Origin of the sequence: Okeania sp. SIO3B5 (assembly GCF_010692555.1) — a bacterium.
Classification (GTDB): Bacteria; Cyanobacteriota; Cyanobacteriia; order Cyanobacteriales; family Microcoleaceae; genus Okeania.
Genome location: NZ_JAAHHG010000023.1, coordinates 24,305 through 37,198, shown reverse-complemented (window position 1 = coordinate 37,198; position 12,894 = coordinate 24,305). Strand labels below are relative to the sequence as shown.

Sequence of the window (12,894 nt, the reverse complement as noted above, 5' to 3'; positions counted from 1 at the left end):
GAGTAGGGAGTAGTCAGTAAATGATTTAGCCACTGTAATCTATAATATTCGATAAAATCTCTATGATGATTTTGAAAAGCTACTTGTTCATCAGGCTTTGGGACAGATAAATTTGATTATGAGCGATCGCGACATAATTACCATTGAACCAGATAAGCGTGGGGGAAAGCCTTGTATTCGTGGAATGCGAATTACAATTTACGATGTTCTGGGTTGGCTAGCATCCGGGATGTCCATTACTGAAATTATTGATGACTTTCCAGAGCTGACAGAAGAAGATATTAAAGCTTGTTTAGAATTTGCCGCTGACCATAATCAACTACGATATAATTACAAGTTAGATAGACTTAAACCATATCAATAAAGATATCTTATGCCTGAAGAAACTACAGGTCTAGATTTGGTAGGGATAGGAAAACTAGCTCAAGCCATTCCTGATACTGTATGGAAAAAGCTTGTAGATACTGCGTGCGATACTTTTTCCAAAACTATTTCTCCCTTGACTGCAACAACTTCGGGTCTTGGAAGATTGATCGAGGCCAAGTTTGATGGAATGGTTGAAGCCCAAAAAGTATATGCAGCAGATACTATTCAACGCGCCCAAAAGAAAATTGATCAAACAAAAAATACAGACACAGGAACAAACAAAAGAGTAAAGTCTGTTGTCCTTATTGATGCAATAGAAAAGTCATCTATTGAAACTGATGAAGGTTTTAGGGAAATATGGGCTAACTTGATTGCCAATGAATTTTTAGGAGGTCAAGTTCATCCCGAATTTCCTCGTGTACTAGAGAGATTGAGTTATGAAGATGCAGTTGTGTTTCTGGAAATAGCCGAAAAAAACCAGAAAGATAAAATCAAAAGAGCCATAAAATCAATAACAGTTAGCTTGCTGTTAGGAATAGGAACTATATCTTTATCTTTAAGGGAAGAAACTGATTTTCATAGAGAACATCTTAAAAATCTACATTTAGTTCGTAGCTCTGAAAGTAATTGGTCTTTAACCTTATTTGGAGAAGAATTTTTGAAGGCTGTTACCGATCCATCTTTTAGCCTGGAGGAGTAGAACTAGGTATGTTCATTCAATTTTAGTCTAAGGTTCCCTTGTCCAAATAAGTATTCAGCTATTAGCTGTTGCCTCTAAGTGGGATTAAAAAAAAGGCTTTAACTAAAAGCAATAGCTAATAACTGACGGCTGAATACTTACACATATTAAGATTATCTATTTCTGAGATAAAACGTGGGCAAAACTTTCCAAAGAATCAATTAAAACAGCAGTTCTAGTTAACTGTTTGAGTGACTGAATATTATCAATTTCATTAACAGCATCAACAATATTCGTAGGTACATTTTCAAACCTAGTTTCTAACACTGTGATGATTGATTCTTTTGTAGATTTGAGTTCCCCTTTTTCCAAACCAATCTGTTCCCCTTTTTCCAGACCAATCTCCTCTATACTGGTAATATAAGGCATCTTTTTTTCCTCCTCATAATTATACACTTCTGTTTGAAATTGTCTTTTCAATTCTTCTGGCAAAATCATCATCCAGTCTATTAATCTGAACAACTGAATCACCATTTCTCTACTGTAACCCCTCTCATATAGTAAACGCACCAAAGTCAACTTACTTTCCAATCTAATGAGAGGAGCTTTCCGAGTTTCCTTGCTTTTTAAGTAAGCCATAATAACCACAGAAAAAGGATTATTACTTTCAGCTAGTAATTCCCAATTTTTCTCATAGTCTAACAATTTAACTATAGGAAATTTCAATTTTAATTGACAACCCCAACGACTATAACTATATTTTCTTGGCCGCCATTTTTTCTTGTCATCTCCCAATACAGCTAAACTTACGACTTCTGTATTTTTCAACCGATACTTATCATAGATGCGGTAATGATAAACATACATTCTTTCGGCAAAATTACTTTCATATTGCCCTTGTATTTCTGTATGAATCAAGATAATAGTTTCTTGACTATTTTTTAGCCAGACTTTAACTAATTTATCTGCTAAACGTTTGCCTAAATTAGCATCTTGAACAATTTGTTGAAATTCTTTATCCAAAGTTTCATAGCCTTTTTCCCAGTCAATTTCTTGGTAAGCATCAGTAAAAAAGAAAGCCATAAATTCCGGAAAGTAAACATCTAATGCTTCTTTCCAAGGACTATCATATTCTCCTTGAGTTTGATTTTCCATATCAAAATAAAAGTTGTAGTTTGAAGCTGCTCATCAACTCCACAATAATGATAGAATTTTTCCTAGTTTCTTGACTTTTTAAGTAAGTCATAATAATCACAGGAAAGAGATTATTATTTTCTGCCAATAATCCCCAATTTTCCTCATAGTCTAATAAATTTAACCACAGTAAATTCTCAAGTATAAGGAGCAGATTCAGATGGAAAGTACGAAGGAATTGACATTGATCGGTAATTTATGGTATAGGTAAAGCCATACAGAATATTGTACTGCAAACGCAAGATAATTCTAAGTTAGACCTTACTTGATCTAACCTACATTAACTCGCCCTCAAGTGAAAAGATGGCGTGAGTTAAAGCTTAGTCAACTTAAACATTCCTCAAGGAGTCAAAAATGATACGCGCAATAATTATTTTTCTTGTTTCAATATTGTTAATTTCCTCTCCCGTGAGAGCTGCCGAGACCCAAGGAGATCTTAGTGGTTACTGGATAGGAACATGGACTAGCCTAAATGCACCTACTTACAATGGTGTAGTAGAAATGGACATCAAAAATGAAGGAAACGATGTGTCCGGCATCTCGGTGATAGGCAACACAAAGTGTTTCCCGGAGCGAGTTTTCAAAGGTAAATTGTCAGGTAAATACAACAACTTTATAAGGTTTAAATTAGCTCCTATAGAAAACCCAGAAGATTCTTTCGCTAAAAACAGGGGAGTTATAAATAGGTATCGCAATGCTATTAGTATGGTCTATAGCTTTAACAAGCCTAACTCTGAATGTTACGGAGATGTTGGTACAATGTTCATCTCTAAGATTCAACCCTATTCTAGTATTCAGGGCGTTACGAAGAAATAATCGTATCTCTGTTTTTTGCAAGGAGAAGGCGATGCAAATTTGGCGAGTGGCAAATGCCTTCTCTTTTGTCGAAAGTTCAGTGCAGCAGATTGGCGAGACAGTTGGGCTTTTTTGGAGAGATTTTTTCCGCTGCTGACATCAAACGTTAGGCAGACTTCTATAGCTCAATTCAGCAACGTCTAATTGGGGCTTGCTGATTAACTATCAAAGCATTGACATATAAAAGTTTCAGCCTTCTTAGGTCTTGAAAAAGTGCCTGGTTTTCAGTTCTTTATGCTCAAAAAGTTAGGATTTTGAGCAGACAAAATTCTTACTCCTCTTTGCGTCCCTGCGTCTGGTAAGTCCCCCCATCTCCGCGTCTCCGCGTCTCCGCGTCCCCGTGTCCTACCCCCACCAACCAATTTTTCAGCAAGCCCTAATTGTTTTCTAGTAGTGGTGAAACTATCAAATTAAGAATCACCACTAAATTTTCTTAATTAAAACAGGCTAATATTTAATTCATCACAACCAACTTCATCTCCAAAATTTTATTAATAGTATCTTCAACAGCTTTATCCGGAGTTGAAGCGCCAGAAGTCACACCCACAACGACCTCACCTTCAGGCAGCCAACCTTCAGATATTTTCACCTCACTTCCTAAAGGTTTATGTTCAATTTTATTCCCAGATAAAATCCTTTTAGCACTATCAATATGATAGGAAGGAATGCCATTTTCTATTGCCATTTCCTGCAAGTGAGTAGTATTAGAAGAATTAAACCCTCCTATTACTACCATTAAATCTACCTTTTCATCGAATAAACCCGCCATTGCATCTTGTCTTTCTTGAGTCGCGTCGCAGATAGTATTAAAATTTTGATAATGTTCATTTAATTTATCTGGTCCGTACTTTTTCATCATTGTTCGTTCTAGCAACTTTCCTATTTGCTCAGTTTCACTTTTCAGCATAGTAGTCTGATTAGCAATACCAATTTGTTCTAAATCTAAATCCGGATCGAAACCTTCAGAATAAGCTAATTTAAACTTATCCATAAATTCATCACGGTTGCCACCATTGAGAATATAATTACAGACATATTCTGCTTGTGATTTATTCAGAACTATCAAATATTTATCGGCAAAAGAGCTGGTAGCTATAGTTTCTGCATGACTATATTTACCGTGAATAATAGAAGTAAATTTTTTCTTTTTATGTTTTTCAACACTGTTCCAAACTTTAGAAACCCAAGGGCAAGTAGTATCAACAATTTGGCAATTTTTCTCCTTTAATATTTGCATTTCCTGAATACTTGCACCAAAAGCAGGTAATATTACAACATCATTATCTCCAACTACAGAAAAATCTTTTTTACCATCAATTACAGGAATAAATTTAACTTTCATATCCCTCATATCTTGATTAACAGAAGGATTATGAATTAACTCATAAGTAATCCAAATTTGTTGGTTGGGAAAATGTTGACGAGTTTCATAAGCTATAGCTACTGACCTTTCAACACCCCAACAAAAACCAAAAGCTTTTGCGAGTTTAATAGTAACATAGCCTTTTTGTAGGGTATAATCATTATCTCTAATTTGTTGAATTAAGTTACTTTGATAAACAGACTGCATAACTGTGGCGACTTCTTCTGCATGACCAAACCCTTTGCGGTTATAATTCTCAGATTTTTTTAGTGCCCTGGTAAAAGCTTTTGTATCCATAGATTATTTTTAACCTTATGATTAAATTTCTTTCATCATTGAAATAGCAGTCAGCGGTCAGCGGTCAGCTATCAGCTTCTCTGGCTTGTATAATCAGGGTTTGAATCCCCCATTAAAATGCACGACTAATTTTTCAAATATAGTGGGGGATGAACCCTTGGATTTTTAGCTGATAGCTAAATGCTGAAAGCTAATAGCTAGTTAATAGCTCACCAAGGATTAAAATCCTTGGCTAATAGCTTAAGTCATCTTAAGATGACTCTTGAGGAATATGCCATCTTTTTCATCTTTATTAATTCTGGTTAATCAGCTCACCAAGTCAGGAGTCAGGAGTCAGAATAAATAGCTTTGATAGAATTTTTGATAATTAGCACCCTAGTTAGCTTTAATTATTGTTATCTTTACTTCTCCCCCAGTCCCCCACTCCCTCACTCTCCTACTCCCCTACTCCCCCACTCCCTTACTCCCCTACTGAGGTTCTTCTAGTCTCATTTTGCTATACATTTGGATTGCCGTACTCCAAATTTGATAACCATTCTCATTGAGATGGAGACCATCAGTACTAAGCTCCCCTCGGAGAAAACCTTGAGAATCTGTAAATAATGGGTGAAGATTTAAAAAGAATGCTCCCTCAGCATCAGCTAAAGCTTTTAGACTACGATTTATTCTTCTGATGCGACTATTAGGTAGTTGTAAAAGATAATCCCGACCTTCCCAGATAGCCCTCTCTCCACTGTGGGGTAATATAGATTGGATAACTATTTGACTGCCAGGATGAATAGATCGTAATTGGTTAATAATTTTTTTTTGATTTGCTAAAACGACCCGATCGCTCTCTCCATGAATTAAATCATTAATACCAATCATCACAAAAATTGTTTCTGGCCTCGTACTATCAAATAAATAAAGTCGCTTCAGTAGGCCAGACGAAGTTTCTCCAGAAATTCCTTGATTTAACCAGGTTCTATCTCTAGGGAGAAGTTGAGAGGGAAACCAAAGACTCAAAGAATCTCCCGCCATAACAGTTAGACGATCAGGACGATTTTTAGCAGCAGCGATCGCCTCTCGCTGTAACTGTTCTACCCATTGTTCATAAGTCCATTTATGGCTTCTACCAATAGCCAGAAGCTCTTTCCTCGCTTCTCCAAATAGTGGACTTGGTCTATTAGTTCTAATCCGATCGGTAGTATAGTTTTCGGTAGTATAGTTTATTGTAGCATTTGCTTGAGGCTCTTCTGACAATTTGTAGTTATGAGTAACTAAGGTGGCCACTGTTAATAACAGTAGCCCGTTAGCAGCTAAAGAACACCAAGCCCAAGTTGGAACATTTTTAGATAAAGTAAACACCGTAGCTGAATAAAATTAGTCTCCGATACTGAAGTAACTGATTCATGGCTATGGCTATTTTACCCAGAATTTTCCCATTAGTGTTTTTGCAGACCTTGATCGATATCCATTCTATTTGCCATTCCAGGGCCAAAAGCATCAGGTTCTTTCATAAACCCTGTATAAGCTTCCATACCATGTTCAGCAATATCCAAGCCTTCAAATTCTTGTTCCGCATGGACACGAATACCTGTAGTAGCTCTCAAAGCTAGCCAGAAGATAGCACTCGTAATCACTGTGAATAGTCCCACTGAGATAATACCTATGGCCTGAGTCAAGATATCAGCACCATCAACAAAAATACCAACAGCTAAAGTACCCCAAATTCCACAGACTAAGTGAACTGATGTGGCACCTACTGGGTCATCAACTTTCAACTTGTCAAACAAAGGTACAGAAAATACAACAATGATGCCAGCAACAGCACCGATAATTACTGCCTCTAAATAAGACACGCCATTACAACCTGCTGTAATACCTACCAGTCCAGCTAAAACACCGTTAATAATCATTGAGAGGTCTGGCTTACCATCTTTCAACCAAGATGTAATAGTTGCGGTAGCCCCCCCTGCTGCTGCTGCTAAATTTGTGGTTACGGCTATAAAAGCCACATTTTCGTTTGCTGCTAGTTCCGAACCAGGGTTAAAGCCAAACCAGCCGATCCACAGAATTAAACAGCCCAAGGTCGCAAAACCCATATTATGACCAGGAATAGCTCTCGGTTGGTCATTCTCATCATATTTGCCCATCCTTGGCCCTAAAATATATGCTCCGACCAGTGCTGCCCAGCCACCAACTGAGTGGACTGCTGTTGAACCAGCAAAGTCAGCGAAGCCCATTTCAGCTAGCCAACCACCACCCCAGATCCAATGTCCGGTAATGGGGTATGAAATACCTGTGATTAACAAGCTAAAGAATAAAAAGGCACTAAATTCAATCCTTTCAGCTACAGCGCCAGAAACAATGGTTGCTGCAGTAGCGGCAAAAGCTGCTTGGAATAGAAAAAATACAGGCAATGGTAAACCTGAAGGAAATGGATCTAGTCCGTAGCTAGTAGGTTCCCCGGTGAGGAAAAAACCACCTCCACCAATAAAGGGATGGTCTCCAGCAAACATTATGGAAAATCCTATGGCCCAATAAACTAATGTAGCTAGGGCAAATACAATTAGGTTTTTTGCTAAGATATTAACTGCATTTTTATGACGACAAAAGCCAGTTTCTAACATTCCGAAACCAGCATTCATAAAAATCACAAATATTGAAGCTACCAAAATCCATATTGAATCTAATACCCCTTTGACATACTCTGGGGTCAATTCTTGGTCTTGAGCTGTGGCAGCTCCTGCCCATAAGGCAATAATTATGAATACTAGAGGTATACAGGCTAATGTTGCCGGGGTAAACCATCTTGTCCGACGTAACCTGTTTATTAGTGCTGTCGGTTCTAAGAAACTGCTATATCTTGCTGATAATAACTGTCTCTTTTTTGTTCTATTGTTCTTGAATTTTACTTTAGATGTCATTGTGAGAACTAATCAATAGTTTACAAATGAAAATAGCGCACCAATTCTTGTTTGACATCTTCTCCCGTTAAATCAAAAATTATAATGGGAGATTGCCAAACTTCACGATTTAGGTTTACTGCTTGAGTGGCACTTATCTAGATTGAAAACAACCCCCGACAGTACGGCTACACAGTCAATTTGTTGAACCACGATCTGCAAAGACCGCAGTGACACCTCGATGGCAAATCACTTTTGTTGCTTGCTACATCACAGTTTATTTCGTAGTGACATTCAGAGCATTTATGAATACGTTCAGACAGGTCTTTTTTACCTGTATTTGCTCCACAGTTCGGACAAATTTGACTGGTATATCTGTAGTCTACCTGGCAAAAATAAACCCCTTGTTTTCTGCATACCCAAGCCAAGATATTAAATAACTGACCGAACCCTGCATCTAAAGTATGTTTACCTATAAAGCGGTCAGCACTTCAGCAATCAGCGGTCAGCTTTGCGCGGAAGGGATGCGCAACCCCTCCTAAAATTAAACGACTTGCTTGCCTGTCGGGGATGTTTTACCCAAGCTTGGACATTCTGGAATGCTCTGCTTGCCAGATATCATTACATAAGCACAAATTTTTAGGCTGATAGCTGATAGCTGATAGCTGATAGCTAGTTAACATTCCTTTGGCCCAGGTTCTCAAGTCTAAGTCTTCCAAAAATATCATTCCTGCTTGGTCGCATAAATGATGAGCTAGCTTAAAGTGAAAGTCTTTTCGGGTGTCTGAGATTTTTTAAAGTCTCTGCCTGTTTAGAATACCAATTATTTGCCAGATTTTTGTTCTAAAATGTTTGCAAGTTAATTAAATTTGTGTTAGATATTCCTGGTATCCCATTTTCTCTAATCTAGTTTGTTTGTCCATTACTGATTCAGCTAGGGTCTGACGATATTTTTGGACTCGTTCTAATAGTTCTGGTTGGTGAGATGCTAATATCTGAATGGCTAATAAACCGGCATTTTTGGCATTGCCGATCGCTACCGTGGCTACTGGTATTCCTCCTGGCATTTGCACTATAGAGTATAGGGAGTCAATTCCTTGTAATGTTCTGGTTTGTACGGGGACTCCAATTACAGGGAGTGGCGTTAAAGATGCGACAATCCCTGGTAAATGTGCTGCCCCACCCGCTCCGGCAATTATGACTTTTAATCCTCTTTGATGGGCAGTTTGGGCATATTCAAACATTCTCTGGGGCGTGCGGTGGGCCGAGACAATGCCGACTTCTAAAGGGACTTCAAATTCTTCACAGATAGCGATCGCTTCTTTCATTGTGGGCAAGTCTGAGTCACTGCCCATAATAATTCCGATGATTGGATTCATAATTTATAGGAGTTTTCATTAAAAATACAGAGATTTTGGCTTAAAGGCAGAGGGCAGAGGGCAGAGAGCAGAAGTTTTGTAGTCTACCTTTATAAAAATTTTTATAATATCATGTCCGGGTAATTAGGGTTTGCTGAAAAAGTCTTATGGGTGAGGGTAGGAGACAGGAGACAACCCACCCCTAACCCCTCCCAGGAGGGGGAGACAGGAGACAGGAGAAATGGGAACTTAGAGAAGGTAGGAGTAAGAATTGTCCCTTAATTTTTCTGCCCAACTATGAGCCTAAAATACGCTCCTTTTTGAGCATGAAAAGCTGAAACAGGTGCACTTTTTTTGACCTCAAAAAGGCTAAAATCTTTATATGCCAATGCTTTTATATTTAATCAGCAAGCCCTAATTAGTGATACAAAAACTTTCTCCTTTTCCTCCTCTTCTTTCTTTCCTTCTGACTCCTAACTCCTTCGTCGTTATTCCCAAAAACCAGACTTTTTTAATCATGTTTAGAGGCTTTTCCTAACCCTAAACCACTTAATATAAATAATCCGAATAATATGGACGGTTCAGGAACTGCTTCAATACGATTAAAGGTTATAGGTGTGCCAAATAACAGATTACCATTACTATCAAAAACACGATCTAAAGAATCAATACTATTAGGCTTAATCACAATATCAGAAATAACTTTACCCCCAGAAAAAGTGGTCGAACAACCTTCTGGTTCGTTAGTCCCTACATAAGTATTAGAAACAAAAGAAAGGTTTATTTCACAGTTAAAATTATCTAAATTTGTAGCATTAATAAACTGTTCAGATTCAGGGCGATCGCATAAACCAAATAAAGAAGTTTCGTTGAGGAAACGACTAATACTAATAGTAATTTGAGAGTCATCATTACTAAAAAAAGAATACAAGCGGACCCGAAAAGGAAACCCTCCTGTTGTTTGTTCTAAATAAACAGTTTCTGTATTTTCCATCAGGTCACTGCCAATAAGTTTAACCGGACAATTTGACATTGTAACCGAAGGAATCATAGGATTATCGGTAACCTGTTTAGTATTATCAAATAAGCCAGTGAACCATTGTGATACCTGCTCCACTTGAAATAAAGTTGCAGCATGACTTTTTTGGGCAAATGTAAAACTTAAAAGTAGAGCGCTTAAAGTACAAAATTTCAGTTGATTTATCTGCATTTTTATACACTTCTTTTAATCAAAAATATCTTATTAAATTGCCACCTAGTTTAACACCGATTCTCATATTTTCCTAACTCTAATTTTTCTTGAAATTTTAACTTAAGTAAGTGAGCATAAATAAACGTAATATTAAAGGGCGGGTTTTTAGAACTTGACAGCGTTGAAGTCAAAGCTTTCGGTTAAAACCGCCCCTACAATTGTTTAACGTTTAATTACCGAAAAATTGTGGTTTAAAGCCTCCCCTTTTAAGGGGATAATAAAGAAAAATTTTCCTTTGAGTCAATCCTCTACTTTTTAAAGGAGAGTTCATTAATTGATAATTGATAATGGATAATTGATAATTGATAATTGATAATTACCTCTGGTTAAAACCGTTACGGAATTGAATATAAGGAAATATTATTTCTGCTCTTGGTCTATTGGATATGGTTAGGAAACCCATCCATCCCTCGACCGCTTTTTTCCCCTTAAAAGGGGAGGCTTCAAGGCGCGAATTATTTAATTATTAATTATTAATTATTAATTATTAATTATTAATTGTTGAAATCTACCTACTTAAGCCCGTGAATTTAACTACTAAAATTATTAACGCTAAAATCCCTGGTTATCAAGACCTACAACAGATTTTGATTGACTCTACTGGCAATATTAAACAAATTATCTCTCAAACAGAGGAACTTTTGCCTACTACATCTGCCACTATTGATGTTCAAAAAGATTGGGTTTCTCTAGGTGGGTTTGATTTACAAATTAATGGTGCTTTGGGTTTGGCTTTTCCTGAAGTAGATGCAAATTCTACTACTAAAATACAGGAGATTTGTCAGTATTTATGGCAACAAGGAATAGATGCTTTTTTACCCACCATTGTCACAACTTCTATAGATAATATTCAGCGATCGCTCCAAGTCTTCCACAATTTGGCCTCACAACCTCAAGACCCAGAAATGGCAAAAATTTGGGGTGTTCATTTAGAAGGTCCTTTTCTCAATCCAGAAAAGCGAGGCGCTCATCCATTGGAATATTTACTACCATTAACGTTCAAAAATGTCAAAGAAGTTTTGGGAGAGTATGCTGAGATAGTTAAAATCATTACCTTAGCTCCAGAATTAGACTCCACAGAAACAGTTATTCCCTATTTAAAAAATCTAGGAATTACGGTTAGTTTAGGACATTCTCAAGCCACAGCAAATCAAGCAGAAAAAGCTTTTAAATTGGGGGCTTCAATGGTGACTCATGCTTTTAATGCGATGCCGAGTTTACATCATCGAAAACCTGGTTTATTAGGGGCAGCAATTACTAATTCTGATGTTATGTGTGGTTTAATTGTTGATGGTCAGCACGTCTGTTCAACAATGATAGAAATTTTGTTGAAAGCGAGTCAATATCAGCAGGGAATATTTTTGGTTAGTGATGCTTTATCGCCCTTGGGATTACCTGATGGAATTTATCCTTGGGATACTAGAGAAATAGAAGTTAAAAATGGTACGGCAAGATTAAAAGATGGAACTTTATCAGGAACAACTTTACCTTTATTAGTTGGGGTTAATAATTTGGTGAAGTGGGGAATTTGTGATATTGAGACTGGAATTTATTTGGCGACTATTGCACCTCGGAAGGCGTTAGGAATAGATAGTGAAATTATTGGTAAATCTGGGAAAAATTTATTGAGATGGAGGGTAATGAAGTCAGAAGTCAGAAGTCAGAATTCAGAAGTTATTTTTGTCACGAGGATTTGAGTTGGCAGAGAATATTTAGAGTTTGCTGAAAAAGCAAAATGTGGGGAGTGTGGGGAGGGTGGGAAGACAGAGAAAGTAAGAGGAATAATTGTTCGGGAGATTTTTCTGTTCCGGAATACTTTTGGAACGAGATGTTACTCAAAGGCAAACCAGAGTGCCTCAAAAAAAATTTGGCTTAACGCAGAAAGTAGGAAGAATTGTTCGGCAGACTTTTCTGTTCCGGAATACTTTTGGAACGAGATGTTACTCAAAGGCAAACCAGAGTGCCTCAAAAAAAATTTGGCTTAACACAGAAAGTAGGAAGAATTGTTCGAGAGATTTTTCTGTTCCGGAATACTTTTAGAACGAGATGTTACTCAAAGGTAAACCAGAGCATCTCAAAAAAAATCTGCTGAAAAATTTGGCTTAACACAGAAAGTAGGAAGAATTGTTCGGCAGACTTTTCTGTTCCGGAATACTTTTGGAACGAGATGCTACTCAAAGGTAAACCAGAGCATCTCAAAAAAAATCTGCTGAAAAATTTGGCTTAACACAGAAAGTAGGAAGAATTGTTCGGCAGACTTTTCTGTTCCGGAATACTTTTGGAACGAGATGCTACTCAAAGGTAAACCAGAGCATCTCAAAAAAAATCTGCTGAAAAATTTGGCTTAACACAGAAAGTAGGAAGAATTGTTCGGCAGACTTTTCTGTTCCGGAATACTTTTGGAACGAGATGTTACTCAAAGGCAAACCAGAGTGCCTCAAAAAAAATTTGGCTTAACACAGAAAGTAGGAAGAATTGTTCGAGAGATTTTTCTGTTCCGGAATACTTTTAGAACGAGATGTTACTCAAAGGTAAACCAGAGCATCTCAAAAAAAATCTGCTGAAAAATTTGGCTTAACACAGAAAGTAGGAAGAATTGTTCGGCAGACTTTTCTGTTCCGGAATACTTTTGGAACGAGATG

10 protein-coding genes and 1 pseudogene are annotated in these 12,894 nt (G+C 37.3%); 4 read left to right on the top strand and 7 right to left on the bottom strand.

All coding sequences use genetic code 11. The annotated features are described in order from the left end of the window. Positions 1–118: 118 nt before the first annotated feature. Positions 119–364, top strand: coding sequence for a DUF433 domain-containing protein (locus F6K54_RS05175; RefSeq protein ID WP_293075397.1), 246 nt, complete (start codon positions 119–121; stop codon positions 362–364). 9 nt (positions 365–373) lie between these two features. Beyond that, positions 374–1,066: an Abi-alpha family protein gene (locus F6K54_RS05170; RefSeq protein ID WP_293075294.1), complete on the top strand. Its 693-nt coding sequence runs from the start codon at positions 374–376 to the stop codon at positions 1,064–1,066. Positions 1,067–1,222: 156 nt separating this feature from the next. Here the strand turns inward: F6K54_RS05170 and F6K54_RS05165 are convergent, their stop codons facing one another. Further along, positions 1,223–2,200 carry a transposase gene (locus F6K54_RS05165; protein WP_293075293.1) on the bottom strand — a complete coding sequence of 326 codons (978 nt, stop codon included), beginning with the start codon at positions 2,198–2,200 and terminating at the stop codon, positions 1,223–1,225. 393 nt (positions 2,201–2,593) lie between these two features. Between F6K54_RS05165 and F6K54_RS05160 the strand changes: the two genes are divergently transcribed. After that, positions 2,594–3,055 (top strand): hypothetical protein, encoded by a 462-nt coding sequence (locus F6K54_RS05160; protein ID WP_293075291.1) that lies wholly within the window; start codon positions 2,594–2,596, stop codon positions 3,053–3,055. Between the two features lie 493 nt (positions 3,056–3,548). Here the strand turns inward: F6K54_RS05160 and F6K54_RS05155 are convergent, their stop codons facing one another. From F6K54_RS05155 to F6K54_RS05130, 6 genes and pseudogenes are all read right to left on the bottom strand, one after another. Continuing rightward, complete coding sequence (locus F6K54_RS05155; protein WP_293075289.1) at positions 3,549–4,754, bottom strand: 4-hydroxy-3-methylbut-2-enyl diphosphate reductase; 1,206 nt, start codon at positions 4,752–4,754, stop codon at positions 3,549–3,551. A gap of 468 nt (positions 4,755–5,222) precedes the next feature. Next, positions 5,223–6,101, bottom strand: a complete 879-nt coding sequence (locus tag F6K54_RS05150; protein ID WP_293075287.1) for an SGNH/GDSL hydrolase family protein — start codon at positions 6,099–6,101, stop codon at positions 5,223–5,225. Between the two features lie 77 nt (positions 6,102–6,178). Continuing rightward, positions 6,179–7,663, bottom strand: a complete 1,485-nt coding sequence (locus F6K54_RS05145) for an ammonium transporter (protein ID WP_293075285.1) — start codon at positions 7,661–7,663, stop codon at positions 6,179–6,181. A gap of 102 nt (positions 7,664–7,765) precedes the next feature. Further along, positions 7,766–8,115, bottom strand: a pseudogene (locus F6K54_RS05140) (zinc ribbon domain-containing protein); the annotation flags it as partial. 390 nt (positions 8,116–8,505) lie between these two features. Continuing rightward, a complete protein-coding gene (purE, locus tag F6K54_RS05135; RefSeq protein WP_293075283.1) occupies positions 8,506–9,021 on the bottom strand; it encodes a 5-(carboxyamino)imidazole ribonucleotide mutase in 516 nt (171 codons plus the stop codon). Positions 9,022–9,511: 490 nt separating this feature from the next. Continuing rightward, entirely contained in the window at positions 9,512–10,210 is a 699-nt protein-coding gene (locus F6K54_RS05130; protein WP_293075281.1) for a chromophore lyase CpcT/CpeT, read from the bottom strand. A gap of 566 nt (positions 10,211–10,776) precedes the next feature. On the opposite strand from F6K54_RS05130, the gene nagA reads away from it, so the two are divergent. After that, a complete protein-coding gene (gene nagA / locus F6K54_RS05125) occupies positions 10,777–11,949 on the top strand; it encodes an N-acetylglucosamine-6-phosphate deacetylase (RefSeq protein ID WP_293075279.1) in 1,173 nt (390 codons plus the stop codon). Positions 11,950–12,894: the final 945 nt, after the last annotated feature.

Coding starts and splice junctions, on each gene's coding strand:
- F6K54_RS05145 (WP_293075285.1), bottom strand. CDS start 7,663: ATGACATCTAAAGTAAAATTCAAGAACAATAGAACAAAAAAGAGACAG.
- F6K54_RS05165 (WP_293075293.1), bottom strand. CDS start 2,200: ATGGAAAATCAAACTCAAGGAGAATATGATAGTCCTTGGAAAGAAGCA.
- F6K54_RS05130 (WP_293075281.1), bottom strand. CDS start 10,210: ATGCAGATAAATCAACTGAAATTTTGTACTTTAAGCGCTCTACTTTTA.
- F6K54_RS05155 (WP_293075289.1), bottom strand. CDS start 4,754: ATGGATACAAAAGCTTTTACCAGGGCACTAAAAAAATCTGAGAATTAT.
- F6K54_RS05175 (WP_293075397.1), top strand. CDS start 119: ATGAGCGATCGCGACATAATTACCATTGAACCAGATAAGCGTGGGGGA.
- F6K54_RS05170 (WP_293075294.1), top strand. CDS start 374: ATGCCTGAAGAAACTACAGGTCTAGATTTGGTAGGGATAGGAAAACTA.
- purE (WP_293075283.1), bottom strand. CDS start 9,021: ATGAATCCAATCATCGGAATTATTATGGGCAGTGACTCAGACTTGCCC.
- F6K54_RS05160 (WP_293075291.1), top strand. CDS start 2,594: ATGATACGCGCAATAATTATTTTTCTTGTTTCAATATTGTTAATTTCC.